General features: G+C 55.6%; 16 protein-coding genes. All 16 read left to right on the top strand.

The genetic code is table 11. The annotated features are described in order from the left end of the window. Positions 1-10 precede the first annotated feature (10 nt). Positions 11-613 carry a type II secretion system protein gene (locus tag E1N14_RS19285; RefSeq protein WP_025011847.1) on the top strand — a complete coding sequence of 201 codons (603 nt, stop codon included), beginning with the start codon at positions 11-13 and terminating at the stop codon, positions 611-613. 34 nt (positions 614-647) lie between these two features. After that, positions 648-1,166, top strand: a complete 519-nt coding sequence (locus tag E1N14_RS19280) for a type II secretion system protein (protein ID WP_025011848.1) — start codon at positions 648-650, stop codon at positions 1,164-1,166. A gap of 17 nt (positions 1,167-1,183) precedes the next feature. Beyond that, positions 1,184-1,684: a type II secretion system protein gene (locus tag E1N14_RS19275; protein WP_025011849.1), complete on the top strand. Its 501-nt coding sequence runs from the start codon at positions 1,184-1,186 to the stop codon at positions 1,682-1,684. 108 nt (positions 1,685-1,792) lie between these two features. Continuing rightward, positions 1,793-2,260 carry a pilus assembly FimT family protein gene (locus E1N14_RS19270; RefSeq protein WP_044735296.1) on the top strand — a complete coding sequence of 156 codons (468 nt, stop codon included), beginning with the start codon at positions 1,793-1,795 and terminating at the stop codon, positions 2,258-2,260. Then, a complete protein-coding gene (locus tag E1N14_RS19265) occupies positions 2,250-2,750 on the top strand; it encodes a type IV pilus modification PilV family protein (RefSeq protein WP_045282604.1) in 501 nt (166 codons plus the stop codon). The genes E1N14_RS19270 and E1N14_RS19265 overlap by 11 nt, the downstream gene beginning before the upstream one ends. Continuing rightward, positions 2,750-3,586, top strand: coding sequence for a PilW family protein (locus E1N14_RS19260; protein WP_062793676.1), 837 nt, complete (start codon positions 2,750-2,752; stop codon positions 3,584-3,586). Before E1N14_RS19265 ends, E1N14_RS19260 begins: the two co-directional genes overlap by 1 nt. Next, entirely contained in the window at positions 3,576-4,049 is a 474-nt protein-coding gene (locus E1N14_RS19255; protein ID WP_025011851.1) for a hypothetical protein, read from the top strand. Before E1N14_RS19260 ends, E1N14_RS19255 begins: the two co-directional genes overlap by 11 nt. Beyond that, positions 4,042-7,497, top strand: coding sequence for a DUF6701 domain-containing protein (locus tag E1N14_RS19250; protein WP_025011852.1), 3,456 nt, complete (start codon positions 4,042-4,044; stop codon positions 7,495-7,497). The genes E1N14_RS19255 and E1N14_RS19250 overlap by 8 nt, the downstream gene beginning before the upstream one ends. A 120-nt stretch (positions 7,498-7,617) precedes the next feature. Further along, positions 7,618-9,060 carry an inorganic phosphate transporter gene (locus E1N14_RS19245; protein WP_025011853.1) on the top strand — a complete coding sequence of 481 codons (1,443 nt, stop codon included), beginning with the start codon at positions 7,618-7,620 and terminating at the stop codon, positions 9,058-9,060. Positions 9,061-9,268: 208 nt separating this feature from the next. Next, positions 9,269-10,318 carry a rod shape-determining protein gene (locus E1N14_RS19240; RefSeq protein ID WP_025011854.1) on the top strand — a complete coding sequence of 350 codons (1,050 nt, stop codon included), beginning with the start codon at positions 9,269-9,271 and terminating at the stop codon, positions 10,316-10,318. Between the two features lie 42 nt (positions 10,319-10,360). Continuing rightward, a complete protein-coding gene (gene mreC, locus E1N14_RS19235) occupies positions 10,361-11,239 on the top strand; it encodes a rod shape-determining protein MreC (RefSeq protein ID WP_025011855.1) in 879 nt (292 codons plus the stop codon). After that, complete coding sequence (mreD, locus tag E1N14_RS19230; protein ID WP_025011856.1) at positions 11,236-11,724, top strand: rod shape-determining protein MreD; 489 nt, start codon at positions 11,236-11,238, stop codon at positions 11,722-11,724. Before mreC ends, mreD begins: the two co-directional genes overlap by 4 nt. Before the next feature lies 1 nt (position 11,725). Next, a complete protein-coding gene (locus tag E1N14_RS19225; RefSeq protein WP_025011857.1) occupies positions 11,726-12,328 on the top strand; it encodes a Maf family protein in 603 nt (200 codons plus the stop codon). Between the two features lie 131 nt (positions 12,329-12,459). Further along, positions 12,460-13,926 carry a ribonuclease G gene (gene rng, locus E1N14_RS19220; protein WP_044735291.1) on the top strand — a complete coding sequence of 489 codons (1,467 nt, stop codon included), beginning with the start codon at positions 12,460-12,462 and terminating at the stop codon, positions 13,924-13,926. Continuing rightward, a complete protein-coding gene (locus E1N14_RS19215) occupies positions 13,926-18,254 on the top strand; it encodes a YhdP family protein (protein WP_062793994.1) in 4,329 nt (1,442 codons plus the stop codon). Before rng ends, E1N14_RS19215 begins: the two co-directional genes overlap by 1 nt. Next, the gene (locus E1N14_RS19210; RefSeq protein ID WP_025011858.1) at positions 18,178-19,023 is read left to right on the top strand and encodes a carbon-nitrogen hydrolase family protein; all 846 of its coding nucleotides are present in this window, start codon (positions 18,178-18,180) and stop codon (positions 19,021-19,023) included. Before E1N14_RS19215 ends, E1N14_RS19210 begins: the two co-directional genes overlap by 77 nt. Position 19,024: the final 1 nt, after the last annotated feature.

The following is a 19,024-nucleotide window of genomic DNA, read 5'->3' as shown; positions in this document are numbered from 1 at the left end:
GGAAACCTAGATGAAACGACAGATGCAAGGCTTCTCGTTAATCGAGCTGGTGATAGTGATAGTGATCCTGGGCCTGCTGGCTGCAACCGCTATTCCGCGTTTTTTGAATGTGACAGATGATGCCGAGGATGCCAGTCTCGAAGGTGTAACAGGTGGCCTCGCCACTGCAGTCAGTTTTGTGCGCTCCCAATGGGAGGTCGATGGTCGCCGTAACAACTCGGTGATCCTCGATGGTACGACAGTGTCTCTGGATACCCGCTTCGGCTATCCGACCGGTACTGGCAATACCTCGGCCACTTCCATGGATGATGCCAGTTGCCAGCAAGTGTTCAATACCGTGTTGCAGAGTGCACCCAAGAATGTGCTTTACAGTGCCGATGCCAGAGAACAACGCTATACCGTCAGGGCCTTGGAAGGAGCAGGTGCAAGCGCTACAGCCATTGACGGCACTGTGGTAACCGGGCTGGATCTCTGCGTCTACCATCAGGTGGCATCTCTGGTGCTGGATCAAAGCTCAGGGGTGGCGACACCGGCGCCGGATCTCAACACCACAGGCGCCAAGGGAATTACCTATAACCCGGGTACCGGCCAGGTATTGAGTTTTAGCAACTGATTGAATTGAATTTTTTGAACTAAAGGAAAGCGCTATGCAAAGGCAACAAGGTTTCACCCTGATTGAACTGGTGGTGGTGATCATAATTCTCGGTATTCTGGCGGTGGTCGCTGCGCCCAAGTTTATCAATCTGCAATCCGATGCCAGGGTGTCTACCCTTCAGGGAATGAAGGCGGCACTTCAGGGGGCCAATGCCATGGTGTATTCCAAGGCTGTTATTGCCGGTCAAGGTAAAACTACGGGTGAGAGTGTTGTCATTGGCAAGAGCGGTAACAGTGATATTAGTGTTACTGTGGATTATGGATATTTGGACAGTGCGGCCAATTCCACCACAGTGAAAACCAATCTGGAAAAAGCTATGGACAATACTTTCGAGGCTATTACCGGAACAGATACCGTTGCAACTGAAGACTTTGGGGTGATCTATGTCAGTGACACTTCTTTCATTATTGTCCCCAAGGGTAAGAAAGGCAGTGAGGCCTGTCGTATTAACTATACCCCAGCCACAGCAACTTCGTTGCCACAGTATGTGGTAACTGGTACAGATTGCTAATTTGAAAGGAATAGAAAATGAAAAAACAACAGGGTTTTACGCTGATTGAATTAGTGGTGGTGATTATCATTTTGGGGATACTGGCCGTCACTGCAGCGCCTAAGTTTTTGAATCTGCAATCAGATGCAACCAAGTCAACTCTTTCTGGTATGAAAGCAGCGTTACAGGGCGGTAATTCCTTGCTCTATTCGAAAGCTGCTATTCAAGGTAAAGAAAAAGACGACGGTAGCAATGGTGACAATGTTGATCTTACAGGGGATGATAGTGCGGATATCACTGCTGTATATGGATATGTGAAGGCTGATGCAACCAATATTCTCAAGATTCTGGAAGCAGATACCACCTCCAGCGGGGACTGGGTTATCGCAGCTCCCAGCGCAGCCAATGTCAGTGCTGCTGATGTGATCATTTATCGTAAGGGAACAACGCCTTCAGACACCTATAAATGCTTTGTTGAGTATTCGGAAGCTACCAGTAACTCATTGCCCGTATATGAGATCGTGGATACCAACTGCTAATAGCCTGTAGCTGAAAAGGCCTGCCAAGCAGGCCTTTTTTACGTCAGGATTCAAACTATTGGGCTTATTTGCCATACTTGACTGAGTATGGAATTGGCGGGAAATCATATGGCTGTGACCAAGGGGACAGGCACCCGGGGATTTACTCTGGTGGAGTTGGTAGTGACTATCATGTTGCTGGCCATACTTTCCGTCGTGGTGCTGCCAAAATTGGTATCCTCCAGCAGTTACAGCGCCTGGACGCTGCGACAGGAATTGATTGCCGAGTTGCAAAAGACTCAGATGTTGGCACTCAATAATCCCGACCGTTGCTATCGGCTCTCCATCAGCAGCGGCGCTTATCAACTCAGCCATTTGACCCAGGACTGTACGAGCGTCATCCGCAACAATAGCGCCGAAAGTCTGCCGCGTAATACCCGGATACTGCTTCAAAGTAACGGTGCTGACAGTTTTCAGATCCAGTTCGATGCTTTGGGCCGCACCAACCTTGCCTGCAGTGGCGCCTGCCTCTCTGTGGTCGCCGATGAAACCCTGACTATCGCCATAGAGTCCGAGGGCTATATCCATGAGGGCTGAAGCGCGGGGATTCACCCTGATAGAGCTGGTGATCGGCATGTTGGTGCTCGGTATCGCCCTGGTGCTGTTGACCAGCGTGCTGTTTCCCCAAAGTGATCACGCGGCGCAGACCCTGCATAGAGTGCGCAGCGCCGAGTTGGCTCAGGCTGTGATCAATGAAATCTGGGGCAAGCGTTATGATGAGCATAGCGGCGCCAACGGTGGCCTGCCCGCCTGTGACGGTTTGGGCGGTGTCAGTTGTACCCAGGTTAGCGATTATGGCCCGGATGGTGAGAGTCGGGATCAGTTTGACGATATCGACGATTACCATGGCCTTAACGAGCAGAGCCTGATGCTTAATTCCAGCCTGAGTTACCTGAGTCACTACCCTGGGTACAGTCTCAGCGTCCAGGTATCCCAGTATCAAGCCAACAGCAAGTTGGTGACTGTCACGGTAACTACCCCTGCGGGCGAGGCTATCCGTTACGACGTGCTGAGGAGTAATTTCTGATGCGCAGCAGGCAGGGTAAGAGATTCATACAGCTCAAAGGACAAGGTTTCGCCAAGGGCTTTACCTTGGTGGAGTTGGTCACAGTGATCCTTATCCTGGGGATTCTGGTGGTGGGTGTCAGCAGCTTTATTATCTTTGGTACCCGTATTTTTGTGGATTCTACCGCCGTCGACAGAGTGCTGGGCAGCAGTCGTTTCGTGATGGAGCGACTGAGCCGGGAGCTGCGTAATGCCGTGCCTTCCAGTCTCAGGTTGCAGTCCAGCTCTCAGCTGCAGTGTTTGGAGTTTCTGCCCATCAGTGCCAGCGGCAGCTATCTGTCATTGCCTCTGGCGCCGGATGTCCAGGCGGACACTGCCACAGTGTTTGCGCCGGCAACGGCTATTTCGGCCGGTGAACAGCTGTTGGTATACCCGCTGACCAATGCGGAGATTTATGGCAGTGGCAGCAACAAGCGCCACGCCATAGATAAGGTGGTGCTCAATGGCTCACAGCTGACGCTGCAGTTTGCCGCTGCGGTTAATTTTGCCGAAGCCTCACCGGCGAAGCGTTTTTATGTGGCCGGGCAACCTGTCAGCTACTGCTTTTCTTCGGTGGATGGCAGCATTCGCCGTTATAGCAACTATGGTTATCATGCCGGTCAACCTCTGCCCGATACTATGGGCTCTGGAGCCTTGATGGCCGAAGGCTTGAGCAATGATATTGCCACCAACCCGGCGGTGCAGCTGTTGCCTGCCACTCTGGTCAACAACGCCATAGTGCAATTGCGGCCAGAGTTCTCGGTCGTCGGAGAGCATTTTCAGTATCAACATCAAGTGCAGGTGATCAATGTTCCCTAGTCGAAATTATCACTGTTATGCGCAAAAGCATCAGGGCGGCAGCGCCTTGGTGATAGCCATCTTTGTAATATTGGTGATGTCGCTGTTGGCGGTGACTCTGTTGCGGGTTGGCGGCGACGCCGATGAAAGCGTCAACCTGGAAGTCTGGGGCTTAAGGGCGCTCAACGCTGCCAACAGCGGCGCCGATGCGGCCCTGGCCAGGCTGTTTCCCTTAAGCGGCGGCACTGCCGGCTGCGCCGCCGTGGGCTCAAGCTGGACAGCGCCGGATGTGACCGGGTTTCACGGCTGCAATGTACAGCTCAGTTGCGAGACTTTGAGCCAGGACACCAGCCCGGGCAGTGCCAAGTTGTATCGTATCCGCAGCACGGCTGTATGCGAGAGCGGCAGTTGTGGTGTGGGCGCGGCAGATGACAGTCAATGCCTGAGAGTGAGCCGGGTTGTGGAGGTGGAAGCCCGTGAATAGTCGCATATTACTCTTGCTCGGGATATTGCTTGGCGGCCTGCCTGCGCTGGCACTGGCTGTGCCTCAGTGCAGTGATATATTTACCGACCCTCCGACAGGGAACCATTTCAATGATGGTTTTGTGCCGCCTGCCAATCTGCCTCCTAGCCTTGGTGGGCTCTACTGCCCAGGTAATTCACGCTACTGCAATCAGTCATTGGCTGCCGGTGATTTTAACTTTAACTATGGTTATTTTTTCCATGGCAGTTATCTGTATCCCACTACGACCACTACCAGGCTCTATTTCGATAGTCTAACTCTCAATAAGGCGACCCTGAACCCAGGGGGAAAACCGGAAAACCTGATCATCTATGTGCGTGGCTCATTGGATATCACAGGTCAAAACACAGTGAATGCCATCCTTTATGTGGCGGGCTCGGTCAAAATAGCGGGCGGCTCATCGCTGGACGGCGCCCTGGCTTCCGGCGGTGCCTTGGATGTTACCGGTAACTCGGATGTGGATATCGATCTCGGTGCAGTCGATGATGCCGATTTTGGCGGCATGTGCAGTAATGACCAAACGCCAGTGCTGGGGTGTTTCAGCGATGACTTCAGTTCGGCTTCCCTATCGGCAGATGATTGGGCCATCAAGGTGCTGGGCAATTCAGTGCCGCCCAGCATAGTGGGTGGGCGTCTGCGTTTGACTCCTGCCCGGGGCAATCAGGCAACCTCCAGTACCTATCAGCGCTTGTTTCCAGCCGAAGGCAACCTGGTAACAGTTGAATTTGATTATTACGCCTGGTCGCCCCAGAGTGGCACCGGCGGTGATGGGGTGGCGGTGATCCTTTCTGATGCGGCCGTGACGCCGCAGCCGGGCAGTTTTGGTGGCGCCTTGGGTTATGCCCAGCGTAATGATGGTACCCCGGGTTTTGCCGGTGGCTGGTTGGGGGTGGCACTGGATGAATACGGCAACTTTTCCAATCCCACAGAAGGGCGTGTCGGAGGCCCGGGATTTCGCCGCCAAGCCGTGTCTATTCGGGGTGCTCAGGCCGGTTCCTATCGATACCTGACAGGTACAGTTGCCAATATTTATCCCAAGATAGACGTGCGCAGCAGCTATTACCCGGCTCCTGGGCACAGGTATAAGATTACCGTAGATTCCCGCCAGGCCAACATGGCCATGGTGTCTGTTGAGCGGGATACAGGTGCCGGTTACCAAACTCTGGTGAGCCCATTCAATGCCCGGAGTTTTATTGGCCAAGGGAGTGTGCCGACAGATTTTTACCTGTCGCTTACCGGCTCTACCGGCGGTTCCAACAACAACCATGAGATAGACAATTTCCAGGTTTGCGCTTTGGACTCCAAGGCCGTGGGTGAGCAGGTTCATCATTTTGAGTTTGATTACAGCAGCGCGCCTTTTACCTGTCGTGCCGAACCCATCACCTTGAGGGCCTGTAAAAATGCCAGCTGCTCAGAGCTCTTCACTGGTACTGTCACCGCCAATCTGAGCCCTAACCCCGTCAGTAACGGCCGTTGGTTGCCGGCAAGTTCGGTGACTTTCAACGGTGGCAGTACCCAAATTCAACTGCAAAAGTTTGATCAAACGCCGCTGACACTGGGGGTTTCCTCCTCGACTCCGGCCACCCGCCCAGGCAGTGACACCCTTTGCCGAAGTGGCAGCGGTCCCTTGAGTACGGCCGCCTGTCGCCTGAGTTTTGCCGATAGTGGTTTCATTTTTGATGTGGCAGATAAGCTGGCCAACAAGCCAGAGACAGGAGTGCTTGTTAAGGCTATGAAGTCAGATGGCACAGCCCAGTGTGTACCGGCCTTTGCCAGTACCAACAAGACGCTTTCGCTCTGGAGTGAGGCGCTGTCGGCAGTTGCCGGTTCACCCAAGGTGCAACTGAAACCGACAGGCGCCCTGAGCTGGCAGGATATAGGCAGCAATCAAGCTGCCGCCACACCGCTGACCTTGGCCTTCGATAGTCAAGGCCAAAGCCGAATCGATATCAATTATGCAGATGCCGGTCGGGTCGAGCTAAATACCCTCTATACGGGAACGACCAGCGAAGGGGATGCCGGGCTGGTGATGCACGGCGCCGATGATTTTGTCAGCTTCCCGTTGGGATTCTGTGTCGAGGTAGAGCAATACTGCCAGGCCGCGGATGCCTCCTGTGCGCCTTTTCGGCGAGCACAGGAAAATTTCCCACTCAGCATCAGTGCCAAAGCCTGGGCGGATAATGGTAATGCCGATCTCTGTAAAAACCTCACCACACCTTCCTATCAGCAGGCAGATCTCTCTTTATGGCATAAGCTGATTGCACCGGCTTCAGGTCAACCCGGTGAACTGCAGCTGCAGCAGTATGATCATCTGCACCAGCAAACGCCTGAGAATAACCGGCTCGCTCAGGCGGTCAGTGAGGTTGGGGTGTTTGAATTCGGCGTCACGGCGCCTTTGCCCTACGAGGGCAGTGTGGCCTTCCCGAGCCTAGTGGGCAGCGCTTATTGGCAGGGACCTAGCGGCAAAACCATAATGCCAGTCGGGCGTTTTGTGCCGGCCTTTTTCCGAGTCGATGAACCCAGTTTGCTGCCGGCCTGTAATGGTTTCAGTTACATGGATCAGCCATTTGAAGTCAGTTATAAAGTCAGCGCTTTGGCACTGGATAGACAAGTGACTCAAAATTATGTCGGTGATTTTGCCAAGGCTTACAGTCATTATCAGGCAGCCAATCAATTCGACGGAGTCGCGTTGGACAGCCGGATTTCGGGGGGCGAGATTACTTCAGCTACCTGGGTGGATGGGCTGGCTGAGTTCCAAGGGCAACTCAAGTTTGCCCGCAAGGACCCGGTTGCAACAGACGGGCCTTTCCCGCTTTTGGATATAGGCCTGGAAATTCAGGATCCGGACAAGATTGCCGAGCTGCTGGACAGCAATATGCAAAGCGATTTCAGCGGTGACTGCTCTGTGGCAGGCAGCTGCAGCGCCGTGCGTCTTGGTAGCCAAAAGATGCGCCATGGGCGTTTGCTGTTGGACAATACCTTTGGCCCGGAAACCCAAATTTTGAGCATGGCGGCGAGGACAGAGTATTGGGATGGCCGTGGCTGGCGTTTGAACGAGCTGGATAACTGCAGTGTGTTCAACACGCCACTTGAATATCAACAGGATCAACTCACCCTGGGTTACCACTATGAACCTGCGCTCAGCGCCGGGCAGAGTATTAGCCGCTCCGCCAGCGGCGGCAACACAGTCACAGCCTTTGGCGGCGAGTTTGAACTCTTGTGGCGTGCGCTCGGAAGCTCCGGCTATCGCGGCAAGGTGACGGCGCCGCTCAAGACGCCTGAATGGTTGCAGTGGTACTGGAATTGGAATGGCCTCAACGACGGCACACTTAGCGACCCCAGAGCCAGCGCCTTCTTTGGCCGTTATCGCGGCAACGACAGGATCATCAGTTGGCGGGAAGTTAACTGAAGCCGAATAACAACAGTGTGAAGCAAATCACTAAAGCGCCAAGATGTAGATAATTTAACTTTGTCTTCAACTCACATTGAGCATAATCGACAGCCTCTGCTGTATTTGGCTGATTAAATTATGTTGGAAGCGCTTGCGGGTTTGGGGTGGATCTGGTCTTTGGGACTGATCCTGGCTGTACTTTTTGTGTTGGCATACGAGTTTATCAATGGCTTCCACGACACCGCCAATGCGGTAGCCACTGTGATTTATACCAATGCCATGCCGGCCAGAGGTGCAGTGCTGGCCTCGGCGCTGTTCAACTTTGCTGGGGTGTTGCTGGGGGGGCTCGGTGTGGCTTACGCCATAGTGCATCTGCTGCCGGTCGGGCTCTTGCTGGACATGGATTCCTCCCAAGGCCTGTTGCTGGTGTTCTCCCTGCTGTTTTCTGCCATCGTCTGGAACCTGGGTACCTGGTTCTTCGGTATTCCCGCCTCCAGCTCCCACACTCTGATCGGCTCCATCATGGGTGTCGGTGGTGCCTATGCCTGGCTCAACGGCCAATCGCCGCTGGATGGAGTCAATACCGGCAAGGCGATAGATATCATGCTCTCCTTGCTCTTGTCTCCAACCCTGGGCTTTATTCTGGCGGCGATTTTGCTGTTGGTGATGAAACGTATCTGGCGTAAGCCCAAACTGCATCGCACTCCGGCGGAGCAGGTGGCGGTCAACGGTAAGAAGCATCCGCCATTTTGGGCCCGGATTACCTTGATAGCCTCAGCCATGGGGGTCAGTTTCGCCCATGGCTCCAACGATGGTCAGAAGGGCATAGGTCTGGTGATGTTGGTACTTATCTGCATGGCGCCGGGTTATTTTGCCCTGGACTTGAACAGTCAAAGCTTCGATATGGACAGGACTCAGGATGCCAACCGGCGCATCATGGCTCTGTATGAGCGCAACCCGCAACTGGTGGCTAACCTGGGTGAGCACGCCGCCGACAGTCGCTGTCAGGACTCGGCCATAGCTTCGATGCAGAGCCTGGATAGGCTCCTTGAGCAAGGGAGTACAGTAACAGAGTTGACCCAGGAACAGCGCCGGCAAGCACGGCAGTTGATCCTTTGTATCGATGACAGCACCCGTAAGTTGGCCAAGCAGCCCTTGCCTGGCGCCGAGGCTACTCAATTGAAGCACTGGCGTGGTCAGCTTAACGCCATGACCGAATATGCGCCGCTATGGGTCATAGTAGCCGTTGCCCTGGCTCTGGGTTGCGGCACCATGGTGGGCTGGCGCCGGATTGTACATACGGTTGGCGAGAAAATCGGTAACGGTGGCATGACCTACAGTCAGGGGATAGCCGCGCAGTTGACCGCCGCCGGTTCTATCGGTATCGCCAGTATGACAGGCATGCCGGTATCCACCACCCATATCCTGTCTTCAGCCGTGGCCGGCACCATGGTGGCTAATGGCTCCGGGCTGCAAAAAAATACTATTAAACAGATCCTGTTAACCTGGGTACTGACATTGCCTATGACCATAGTTTTGTCTGCCGGACTCTTTATGCTGGTGCAAACCCTTTTTGCTTAATAAGCACACAAATCATGTCAAGGGATTGGCATGATCCAAGCTTTTGGCAACTTTATCTCAGCGCATTGCGACAGCTTTTACAGATATATGCTAAAAACCCTCACGGATTAGCGAATGTTAACCCCGCGAGTCTTGTGGAATGCCGGAGGCATTGATAAAGTTAGCTGATTTTCATTTCTTCTGACTCCACAGAATACAGGCTAGTTACATGTTCAAGAAGCTGCGTGGCATTTTTTCTAACGATCTGTCGATCGATTTGGGTACAGCTAACACTCTCATTTATGTTCGTGAAGAAGGCATTGTATTGAATGAGCCTTCCGTGGTCGCCATCCGTGGCGAACGAAGCAGCTCTGGACAGAAATCCGTGGCCGCAGTCGGTACTGAGGCGAAGCAGATGCTGGGACGTACCCCCGGCAATATTCAGGCCATCCGCCCAATGAAAGATGGGGTTATCGCCGACTTCTACGTGACCGAGAAGATGCTGCAGCACTTTATCAAGCAAGTGCACAACAACAGCTTTTTCCGCCCAAGCCCTCGGGTACTCGTGTGTGTGCCTGTAGGTGCCACTCAGGTTGAACGCCGCGCGATCAAGGAGTCAGCGATGGGCGCCGGCGCCCGTGAGGTTTACCTGATTGAAGAGCCAATGGCAGCCGCCATAGGGGCCGGACTGCCGGTTTCCGAAGCCACAGGCTCCATGGTGGTGGATATCGGTGGTGGTACCACTGAAGTGGCCATCATCTCGCTCAACGGCGTGGTTTACTCCTCTTCCGTGCGTATCGGTGGTGACAAGTTTGACGATGCCATCATCAACTATGTGCGCCGCAACTACGGCAGCCTGATTGGTGAAGCCACAGCCGAACGCATCAAGCACACAATCGGCACGGCTTATCCAGGCGATGAAGTACTGGAGATTGAAGTGCGCGGCCGTAATCTGGCCGAAGGGGTACCGAGAAGCTTTACCCTGAACAGCAATGAGATACTCGAAGCGCTGCAAGAGCCGCTGTCGGGCATTGTCAGTGCCGTGATGGTAGCTCTGGAGCAGTCGCCTCCAGAGTTGGCGTCCGACATCTCTGAGCGCGGTATGGTGCTCACAGGTGGTGGTGCCTTGCTGCGGGATCTGGACCGTCTGCTGATGCAGGAAACCGGGATCCCTGTGATGGTCGCCGAAGATCCGCTTACCTGTGTGGCCCGCGGCGGCGGTAAAGCACTGGAGATGATCGATATGCACGGCGGTGACCTGTTCTCAGAAGAAAACTAATACTTTCCAGCACAGGCGGTATCTTACCGCCTTAGCTTTTCTATGAAGCCTATTTTTGTTCGCGGTATTTCAAATCAGTTCAGGTTGACACTGGCAGTGGTCATGTCGGTGATCCTGCTGGTTGCCAATGATCGTCTCGAACCTGCGAGACAGTCGCTGGCATCCTTACTGAGCCCTCTACAGTACCTGGTCAATGTGCCCGGTGAGCTGCTGGATTGGTCTGCCCAGAGTCTGGCGACCCGTGACATGCTGGAGCAGCAAAACAAAGAACTCTTGCGCCAGCAACTGCTGATGAGTGAAAGACTGCAGCGTTTTGAACACCTGCGCCAGGAAAACCAACGCTTGCGTGAACTGCTGGGCTCGCCGGTGCATATGGACTCGCGCAAGATGGTGGCCGAGGTGATGGAAGTGGCCAGCGACCCCTTCCATCATTATGTGGTGATCAACCACGGCAGCCGCAACGGCGTGTTTGTCGGTCAGCCGGTGGTGGATGCCCAGGGGGTTGTCGGCCAAGTGGTACAAGTCAGCGAACTCACCGCCAGGGTGTTGCTGCTCTCCGACCCCAAACACGGCTTGCCGGTGCGTATTACCCGCAACGATGTGCGCCTGATAGCCAACGGCATAGGCGAGCTCGATGAGATAGAACTCAGACACGTGGCCAAGAGTACCGACATCAAGGTCGGCGATTTGCTGGTGACTTCCGGGCTGGGCAACCGCTTCCCGGAAGGTTATCCGGTGGCACGGGTGATTTCGGTTTCCCGGGACGATGGCCAGAGTTACCTCAAGGTCACGGCGCAGCCGCTGGCGGCGCTGGACCGAATCCGTTATCTGCTGCTTATCTGGCCTGAAGACCATCCCGGCGCCAAGCCTGAGTCACAAGAGCCGGCTGCAACCGACGCCAACAGTGGAGCCGAATCATGAGTCTGGAAAATGCCAATGGCCGTTTGGCGGTATGGCTGACCCTGCTGCTGGGTATGCTGCTGCAGATCATGCCGGTACCGGAAATGTTCAGCGCTTGGCGCCCCGATTGGTTGGTGCTGGTGATGATCTATTGGGCCGTGGCACTGCCCCACAGATACAATATTCTCACCGCCTGGGTGTTGGGGGTGCTGCTGGACATTCTATTGGGGGCTACCCTGGGGATCCGCGCACTGGCCATTTCCCTGGTGATCTATGTGGTGGTACTGCACTTTCAGAAACTGCGTAACTTCCCCATGTGGCAGCAGTCTTTGGTTATCGCCAGCCTGATCTGCTTCTATCATCTGATTATTTTCTGGGCCCAGTTTGTGGTATCAGGGGCGCATTTCACCATGGAGCTATTCCTGCCTTCCCTGTCCAGCCTGGTCATTTGGCCCTGGGTCTTCTGGATACTGCGCCGCATCAGGCGCCACTACAAGGTACGTTAATATGCCGCTGATTTTGGCCTCAGCCTCCCCCAGACGCCGCGAGCTTTTGGCACAGCTGGCGCTGGGAAATCCGAACTTTGGTTTTGAGATCCTGCCCGCCGATATCGACGAGAGTCATCAAGCCGGGGAAACCCCGGAGCAGTTTGTCAGCCGCTTGGCCGAAGAGAAGGCGGCTGCAGGTTTAGCCCTGTGGCGCGGGAACCCTGAACATCAGGAAGGGTCTGATACTCTAGTGCTGGGCTCAGATACTATAGTGGTATTGGGCGACAGAATTTTGGGTAAACCCGTGGACAAGGCCGATGCCTGCGCCATGCTCAAGAGCCTGAGTGGCCGCAGTCATCAGGTGATGACCGCCGTGGCCTTGACCGATGGCAAGCGCACAGAGGCGGCTCTGGTGGTCACCCAGGTGTACTTCTGCGACTTGAGTGATGCCGATATTCAGGCCTATGTTGCCTCGGGCGAGCCCATGGACAAGGCGGGAGCCTATGGCATTCAAGGGCTGGGTGGCAGCTTTGTCGCCAAGATTGAAGGCAGTTATTCGGCGGTAGTGGGCCTGCCCATGGCTGAAACCCGGTCGCTGTTGCACAAGGCCGGTTGTTTGTAAGCTCGCTTACACAAACTGACGAATTTTTAGCAGCTTTAACGCCCGCCAGCCGATAAAATCAATGAATTAACATCCAACAAGGGTAAATCGTGAATACCAGTCGCACAGTCAATAGCAAGGCTCCGCGGAAGATGGGGTCAGAACTGCTGATCAATGTGACGCCCACGGAAGCGCGAGTCGCATTGGTAGAACACGGTGTCCTGCAGGAAGTGCATATCGAGCGGCGTATGAAGCGCGGCCTGGTGGGCAATATCTACAAGGGCAAGATCAGTCGGGTTTTGCCTGGGATGCAGGCGGCATTCGTCGATATCGGCCTGGAAAAGGCGGCCTTTCTGCATGCCTCGGACATAGTGCCGCACACAGAGTGTGTTGCCGATGTGGAAAAGGGCAACTTCGTGGTGCGTGATATTGCCGAGCTGGTACGTCAGGGCCAGGACATCATGGTGCAGGTGGTCAAAGACCCCCTTGGCACCAAAGGCGCGCGGCTGACCACAGACATTACCCTGCCTTCCCGTTACCTGGTGTTTATGCCGGGCTCAAGCCATGTGGGCGTTTCTCAGCGAATAGACTCCGAAGAGGAGCGGGCGCGGCTGAAGAAGATTACCCTGCCTTTTGTCGACGATGACGGCGGCTTTATTATTCGCACCGCGGCCGAAGGCATAGGTGAGGATGAACTGGCGCAGGATGCTGCTTTCCTGCGGCGGGTGTGGGCCAAGGTCAGCGAACGGCGCAAAAGGCCCAAGGCCACGCTGTTGTATCAGGACTTGGCCTTGCCGGTGCGAATTGTCAGGGACTTTGTCGGTGCCGAGCTCGATCGCATTCAGGTGGACTCGGGCCACACCTTCGAGGAGCTGCTGCATTTCGCCCAGGAGTTCATGCCGGAAATTGCCGATAAGATAGAACACTACAGTGGCCCGGCGCCGATTTTCGATCTCTACGATGTGGAGAATGAGATTCAGCGGGCGCTGGAGCGTAAGGTGGAACTCAAATCCGGCGGCTATTTGATCATCGACCAGACAGAAGCCATGACCACTGTGGACATTAACACAGGAGCCTTTGTCGGCCACCGTAACCTCGAAGAAACCATATTCAACACCAATCTGGAAGCGACCCAGGCGATTGCCCGTCAGCTGCGGCTGCGTAATCTGGGCGGCATCATCATTATCGATTTTATCGATATGCTGCAGGATGAGCATAAACAAAGGGTGCTCAACAGCCTGGCCACGGCACTGGCCAATGACAGGGTCAAGACCAATATCTCAGGTTTCTCCGGCCTCGGCCTGGTGGAAATGACCCGCAAGCGCACCCGCGAGAGCCTGGAGCATGTGCTTTGTGGCGAGTGTCCTGCCTGCCGTGGTACCGGCTCGATGAAAACAGTGGATACCGTTTCCTTTGAGATCTTCCGCGAGATCATCCGCCTCAACCGCACCTATGATGCCGATGAATTCCTGATTTACTGTGCCCCTGCGGTACACGCCTGCCTGTCCGATGACGAGAACCACCTGGTGGCCGAGCTCGAAGTCTATATCGGCAAGCGTATTCGCATTCACTGCGAGCCCATGTATGTGCAGAGTAAATATGATGTGGTGATGGTCTAGTGCGGCTGTCTTTTTGCCCTCGAACCTTCGGCCGCTATTGCTGGCGCACCCTGGCCGTGACCTTGGTACTGTTCGCCTTGATGGTGAGTCTCATCCGCGGGCTGTTGCCGCAACTGGATGAAGCCAAGCAGCAACTGGCCGACTATGTTGAGCGCGAATATGGCGTCGAGGTCAAGATAGGCAATCTGTCGGCCCGTTGGCAGGCTTTCGGCCCGGCGCTGACGGTTGAGGACTTGGTGTTACCGCCGCAGGAGCGTTTGCCGGTGACACTCATGGTCGACAAGGTCGATGTCAAACTGGATTTCTGGCAGAGCCTGATGACCGCCAGCCCGCAAGTGGAAGACGTGATCTTCGACGGGGTGCAATTGGCGCTGGATCTGGACCATCTGGGGCAGAAATCGACCGGCGCTGCCGAGGCAGTGAGCAAGCCAGCTCCTGCCACCAATATCGACTGGCTCTATGCCTTGCTGCTGGAGCAGTTGGACCGTTTCTCTATCCGCGATGCCAGTGTGCAGCTGTTGTCCAGCAGCCATGATTATCGCCCCATTCATCTACGAGACCTCAGTTGGCGCAATAGTGGCAAGTTGCACCAGGGCCGCGGCGCTCTCTACCTGGATGAACAGGCAACGGCGACCGAACAACTCACTCTCAGGCTGGATCTCAAGGGCGATGGCTACAAGCCGGGCAGCATCAAGGGCCAGGCCTATCTGCAGGCGCAGTCGCTGGATCTCGGCAAGTGGGCCTCGCGCCAACCCAACCCTTATAACCCACAGGCCAAGTTGCCGCTGGAGGGTGTGGTCAACCTGGAGGCCTGGGTAGGCTTTGCCAACCGCGGCCTGGAATCCGGGGTGATCAAGCTGTTGCCCAGCTGGCTGCGCTGGTCACTCAGAGATGAGCCGCAGAAATTTGCCATAGATGGCGGTGTGATTGCCTGGCAGCCCATAGCCGACGGCTGGCGCCTGGACAGCAGTGAGCTCAAACTGGCAACCAATGACAAGCCTTGGCCCAAGCTGGAGTTCCATGCCATGGAAACCGCCGGGGTGCTTTACGGTAAACTGAATGAACTGCAACTCGATAGCCTGTTGCCGCTGTTGCCGCTTATTCCCGGCATGCCTTTGGAAGGCCTTTATAGCTGGCAGCAACTCAAGCCTCAGGGCAAGCTCGGGCCTCTGGCTATCTATCGCCCCAAGGACGGTGAACTGCAGGCCAAAGTGGCGCTGGAGCGGGTTAGCTGGCAGCCAGCCGAGTCCATTCCCGGCAGCACGCCAATCGATCTCTCCCTGGGATGGCGGAACAACTTTCTCAGTGCAGTCTTGCCTAGCCAGGATTATAAACTGGACTTTGGCGATGGTTTCAAGGCGCCGCTCAGTTTTCGCGCCGATGCCTTTGAGCTGGGCTTCTCGCTCGACAGTCAGGCGCTGATGGTGCCGGCATTGCATCTGGGCAATGACGACATCAGCCTGGACGCCTCTATGCGTTTGCTGCTGGCCGACAAGCCACACCTGGCGCTGTCTTCCCGGGTCAAACTGCTCAACGCCGCCAATGCCGGGCGTTATTTCCCGCGCCATGCCATGGGCGAGTCGCTGGCCGCTTATCTGGAAGGCGCCATCAAGGCCGGTCGCAGCGATGATGCCACCGTGGTCTGGCACGGTGAGTTGGCCGGATTTCCCTATCAGGATCATTCCGGGGTATTTCAGGCTGGTTTCAATCTGACCCATGCCGAATATGCCTTCCAGCCGGATTGGCCGGCGGTGACAGATTTAAGTCTCAAGGCGCTGTTTGAAAATGCCCGGATGGATCTCTGGGTCAACAAGGGCAAACTGTTGAATGTGGCCGCCGATGGCGCCCATGTCTATATCCCCAAGATGGATCACCGGAATCTGCTGCGGGTCGAGGCGCAACTGGCGACTCAAGGCAAGGATGCTACTGAGGTGTTGCAGCGCTCGCCGCTTAAAGACAGTGTCGGTATCACCCTGGATGTAGTGCAGGTTCAGGGGCCTGTCAGTGGCAAGCTGGATCTCAGTATTCCGCTCTATGAAGGCGAAGAGGAGCAGATCCTGGGCGAAGTCCAGTTTGCCGGGGTGCCGGTTTATATCCGTGAGCCCGGGGTGCTGCTCGATAAGGTCAGCGGCAAGGTGAGTTTTCATAACGAGGTGGTCAAGGGCGAAGGCTTGAGTGCCAGCCTGTTCGGCCAGCCGTTGCAGTTTGGTTTTGATACCGGCAAGGTCAACCAGAATATGGGGCTCAATGCCAGGCTCAAGGGCCAGTGGAACCTCGCCAACTTACCGTCCGAGCTGGACAATCCTTTAAGCGATTTTTATCAGGGCGCGTTGGATTGGCAGGGGAATCTTAAGCTGATCTTTGATGAGATAGGCTATCGAATTCAAGCCAATGTTAATGCCAATCTCAAGCAGACAGAGTTGCTGTTGCCGCCGCCTTATCAAAAGGCATCTGGGCAGGCGCTGACGCTCAAGGCCGAGCTGCTCGGTGACAACAAGACCAGCTCCCTGGGCGTGCGTCTGGGGGATAAGGCCGAATTCTGGGGTGGCTTTGACGCCGATTCAGGTAAGGGCCTGAAACACTATGACCTGCTGCTGGGGCGCCTCTATCGCAGCGGCGATCAGTTGCAAAAACAGGATGGTCACTTACGGCTGGCCCTGGATGAGGTGGATTTTGCCCAGTGGCAGCCGCTGATCAACGCCTTTATCGGCGGTGGCAATCATGACAAAAAGGCAGCTACCGAGAGCCAAACAGCAGTTCAAGCCGTGACTCAAGCTAAGACCCAGGCAGAGACTCAAACCGAGAGCACGGCCGACACCACAAGCATTGCAGCCGACAAGGCCTTCTTCCCTCCGCTCAAGGGGATAGAGGCCAGAGTGAAACAGCTTGAGCTACTGGGGCAGCGCTTTACCGAGTTGCAACTCAGTGCCCGCCCCGGAGAGCATGCCTGGCAGATAGAGGGACTGTCGCCGGAGTTTTCCGGTCGGGTAGAGATCTACCCGGATTGGTACAGCCAGGGATTGAAGCTGGTGGCATCGCGCCTGTATCTAAATCCGATAGCGGCAGCAGCGGCTGAGCCCGATTCCAAAGCGCAATCCGAGCCCGAGCCTGAAACCCGTCTGCCTCAGGGCAGTGACCTGCCTCAGGGCAGTGACCTGCCGCCGCTGGCGGTGGAGGTGGATGATTTCCGCTATCAGGATATGGCGCTGGGGCGTTTGTTGTTGCAAGCCAACCCGTCGGCGACGGGCTATCAGATCCAGACCTTGGCGCTCAGCAGCGATGATGCCAGTTTGCAGGGCAAGGGTGAATGGCTGAGCCGTGACGGTAACAACCGGACCCAGGTTGAACTCAATCTCAAGGGAGATAAATTTGATCTGTTGGCTACTCGCTTGGGACTGGATCCCGGCGTGAAAGACTCGCCGCTGGAGGTCAGGGCCGAGCTCAACTGGCTGGGTGCACCGCTGGCGTTTAATCTGGAGAGCCTCAGCGGTAAAGTTCGTTTCGATCTCGGCAAGGGGCATATCGAACAGCTCAGTGACAAGGGGGCGCGGATCTTCTCCCTGTTCAGTCTGGACTCGCTTTTACGCAAGTTGTCACTGGACTTTACCGATGTGTTTGGCAAGGGCCTGTATTACAACTCCTTTGGCGGCGATCTGACCCTGGAGAACGGGGTGCTCAAGACCACCAATACCGAGATGGACGCCATTGCCGGTAACATGAAGGTGCGCGGCTATACCGATCTGGTTACCGAGAGCCTCAACTATGATATTCGCTTTGTGCCGCAACTGGCCTCCAGCGTGCCGACTGTTGTGCTGCTCAGTACCAGCGCCTGGACCATGGGCCTGGGGGCTTTTGCCCTGACCAAGGTGCTGGAACCCGTGATTGAGATTATTTCAGAGATACGTTTCCGCTTGACCGGCACCATGTCAGAGCCCAAGCTGGAAGAGTTGGAGCGAAAGAGCAAAGAGATAGAGATCCCTGAGTCTGTACTGCCACGGCAACCCAAGTCGGCGCCTGGGAAAGGACAGACTCAAGTGCAGGACGATGAGCCTGCGGCCACGGATGCAGGCCAAGGCGATCAAGCCAAGGACAACAAAGCCAAAGTGCTTAACAGCGACCAAGAGAGGGCTGTTGAAGAGGGTGGCGCTGAGACCGAAAAACCTTTGCCTCAAGCCGATAAAGTCACGCCGCTGCCGCTCAAATCGCCGAGTGAACCCAAGACAGAAGTGCCAGTGAAACAGGAAGTCGAACATGCAAGTCAGTCTGCTACAGTGTCAGAGTTGCCGCGAGCCGGAACAGAACCTGCAATTTATCGTCTCGCAGCTTGAGACTCTTCCCCGCCAAGATAATGAACCCCAACTCGTGGTGCTGCCCGAGTGCAGCCTGCTGTTCGGCGGCCATGAGAGCATGCAGTTGGCCTGGGCCGGTGAGCCTGGGCAAAGCCCGCTCAAACGGCAACTGGCCGAACTTGCCACCCAATTTCAGGTATTCCTGCTGGCCGGCTCTATTCCGGTAGCCAGTGGCGATGGGCGGGTTTACAGCCGCTGTTATCTGTTTAATGATCAGGGGCAGGTACTCGGCGACTACGACAAACTGCATCTGTTTGACGCGGAAGTGACCGACGGTACAGGCCAATACCGCGAGAGCGATACCTTTTGCCCGGGTGAGCGGATAAGCGTGGTGGATACCCCTTTTGGCCGCATCGGCCTGGCTATCTGTTATGATCTGCGTTTCCCGGATCTGTTTCGGGCGCTGCGTCTGCAAGGTGCCGAGATCATCGCCTTGCCCTCGGCCTTTACCAAGGTGACAGGCGAGGCGCACTGGGAAGTGCTGCTCAGAGCCAGGGCGATAGAAACCCAGTGTTTTATACTGGCGGCGGCGCAATGGGGCCAGCATAATCAAGGAAGCCGCGAGACCTGGGGCCAGAGCATGATAGTCGACCCTTGGGGACGCATTCTGGCGCAGAAGGCCGAAGGCACAGGCTGGGTGCAGGCGCGTTTGGACAAGGCCGAGTTAGCGCGGGTGCGCAGCGCCATGCCCGTAGAGACACACAATAGATTTTTGCCGCCGCAACTGGGCGACGGCAAGCGGAACTAAC

It is taken from the genome of Shewanella algae, assembly GCF_009183365.2.
In the GTDB taxonomy this organism is placed as follows: domain Bacteria; phylum Pseudomonadota; class Gammaproteobacteria; order Enterobacterales; family Shewanellaceae; genus Shewanella; species Shewanella algae.
This window is presented reverse-complemented; position numbering and strand designations above follow the sequence as displayed.

Excerpts from the sequence above, each read along its gene's own strand:
- E1N14_RS19285 (WP_025011847.1), top strand. The coding sequence starts at position 11 with ATGAAACGACAGATGCAAGGCTTCTCGTTAATCGAGCTGGTGATAGTG.
- E1N14_RS19280 (WP_025011848.1), top strand. The coding sequence starts at position 648 with ATGCAAAGGCAACAAGGTTTCACCCTGATTGAACTGGTGGTGGTGATC.
- E1N14_RS19275 (WP_025011849.1), top strand. The coding sequence starts at position 1,184 with ATGAAAAAACAACAGGGTTTTACGCTGATTGAATTAGTGGTGGTGATT.
- E1N14_RS19270 (WP_044735296.1), top strand. The coding sequence starts at position 1,793 with ATGGCTGTGACCAAGGGGACAGGCACCCGGGGATTTACTCTGGTGGAG.
- E1N14_RS19265 (WP_045282604.1), top strand. The coding sequence starts at position 2,250 with ATGAGGGCTGAAGCGCGGGGATTCACCCTGATAGAGCTGGTGATCGGC.
- E1N14_RS19260 (WP_062793676.1), top strand. The coding sequence starts at position 2,750 with ATGCGCAGCAGGCAGGGTAAGAGATTCATACAGCTCAAAGGACAAGGT.
- E1N14_RS19255 (WP_025011851.1), top strand. The coding sequence starts at position 3,576 with ATGTTCCCTAGTCGAAATTATCACTGTTATGCGCAAAAGCATCAGGGC.
- E1N14_RS19245 (WP_025011853.1), top strand. The coding sequence starts at position 7,618 with ATGTTGGAAGCGCTTGCGGGTTTGGGGTGGATCTGGTCTTTGGGACTG.
- E1N14_RS19240 (WP_025011854.1), top strand. The coding sequence starts at position 9,269 with ATGTTCAAGAAGCTGCGTGGCATTTTTTCTAACGATCTGTCGATCGAT.
- mreC (WP_025011855.1), top strand. The coding sequence starts at position 10,361 with ATGAAGCCTATTTTTGTTCGCGGTATTTCAAATCAGTTCAGGTTGACA.
- mreD (WP_025011856.1), top strand. The coding sequence starts at position 11,236 with ATGAGTCTGGAAAATGCCAATGGCCGTTTGGCGGTATGGCTGACCCTG.
- E1N14_RS19225 (WP_025011857.1), top strand. The coding sequence starts at position 11,726 with ATGCCGCTGATTTTGGCCTCAGCCTCCCCCAGACGCCGCGAGCTTTTG.
- rng (WP_044735291.1), top strand. The coding sequence starts at position 12,460 with ATGGGGTCAGAACTGCTGATCAATGTGACGCCCACGGAAGCGCGAGTC.
- E1N14_RS19210 (WP_025011858.1), top strand. The coding sequence starts at position 18,178 with ATGCAAGTCAGTCTGCTACAGTGTCAGAGTTGCCGCGAGCCGGAACAG.